Genomic DNA, 1,288 nt, shown 5'->3' with positions numbered 1-1,288 from the left:
GTCTTCGACCTGCGCCCGGCCGCCCTCATCCGCGACCTCGACCTGCTCCGCCCGATCTACACCCAGACCGCCGCCTACGGCCACTTCGGCCGCGAGCTGCCGGACTTCACCTGGGAGCGCACCGACCGGGTGGACGCCCTGCGCCGCCATGTGTCCGCATGACGGAGCGGAGGTCCGCATGACCACCACGGGCCTGACGGCGGCCGTCCTCGCCGAGGAGCCGTCCTTCTCCTTCGAGTTCTTCCCGCCGAAGACCGAAGCCGGCGCCCGCGTCCTGTGGAACACGATCCGCAGGGTGGAGGCCCTCGCCCCCACCTTCGTCTCCGTCACGTACGGAGCCGGGGGCACCTCCCGGGACCGGACGATCGACCTGACCCAGCGGATCGCCACGGAGACGACGCTGCGACCCGTCGCGCATCTGACCGCTGTCGGACACTCCATGACCGAACTGCGCCGCATCATCGGCCAGTACGCGGACTCGGGCGTGCGCGACGTCCTGGTACTGCGCGGCGACCCGCCCGGCGATCCCAACGCCCCCTGGGTCGCGCACCCGCAAGGCCTCACCCACGCCCATGAGCTGGTCTCCCTGGTCAAGGAGTCGGGTGCCTTCAGCGTCGGCGTCGCCGCCTTTCCGGAGAAGCATCCGCGCTCGCCCGACTGGGAGAGCGACGTCCGGCACTTCGTCGCGAAGTGCCGGGCGGGCGCGGACTACGCCATCACGCAGATGTTCTTCCGCGTGGAGGACTACCTGCGCCTGCGCGACCGGCTCGCCGAGGCCGGATGCGAGACCCCGGTCATCCCCGAGATCATGCCGGCCACCGATGTGCGGCAGATCCGCCGCTTCGCGGAACTCAGCCACGCCGCGTTCCCCGAAGACCTGGCCCACCGGCTGGAGGCCGCCCGCGACGATCCCGCCGAGGCCCACCGCATCGGCGTCGACCACGCCACCGCCATGGCCGAGCGGCTGCTGTCCGAGGGCGCGCCGGGACTGCACTACATCACGCTGAACCGCTCGGCGGCCGCGCTCGAGATCCACCAGAACATACAGAGAACAAGGAGCAGGCATGTCCTCTCAGCCGTCGGCTGACGCCACCGACTACAAGGTCGCCGATCTCTCCCTGGCCGAGTTCGGCCGCAAGGAGATCACCCTCGCCGAGCACGAGATGCCCGGCCTGATGGCGATCCGCAGGGAGTACGCCGAGACGCAGCCGCTGGCCGGCGCCCGTGTCACCGGCTCGCTGCACATGACCGTGCAGACCGCCGTTCTCATCGAGACCCTGGTCGCCCT

At 70.7% G+C, this 1,288-nt stretch carries 3 protein-coding genes; all 3 read left to right on the top strand.

Annotated features, from left to right (window positions below):
- Window positions 1-162, top strand: a 162-nt coding sequence (locus ABZ471_RS48730; protein ID WP_359075635.1) for a methionine adenosyltransferase domain-containing protein, incomplete at its 5' end; no start/stop codon positions are given.
- A 16-nt stretch (window positions 163-178) separates the two neighbouring features.
- A complete protein-coding gene (gene metF, locus ABZ471_RS48725; protein ID WP_359075633.1) occupies window positions 179-1,087 on the top strand; it encodes a methylenetetrahydrofolate reductase [NAD(P)H] in 909 nt (302 codons plus the stop codon).
- Window positions 1,065-1,288, top strand: a 224-nt coding sequence (locus ABZ471_RS48720) for an adenosylhomocysteinase (RefSeq protein ID WP_359075631.1), incomplete at its 3' end; no start/stop codon positions are given. The genes metF and ABZ471_RS48720, both read left to right, overlap by 23 nt.

Source organism: Streptomyces sp. NPDC005728 (assembly GCF_040630895.1).
Classification (GTDB): Bacteria; Actinomycetota; Actinomycetes; order Streptomycetales; family Streptomycetaceae; genus Streptomyces.
Note: the sequence above shows the minus strand (reverse complement) of the source record. Positions and strands in the feature narration are given on the sequence as shown.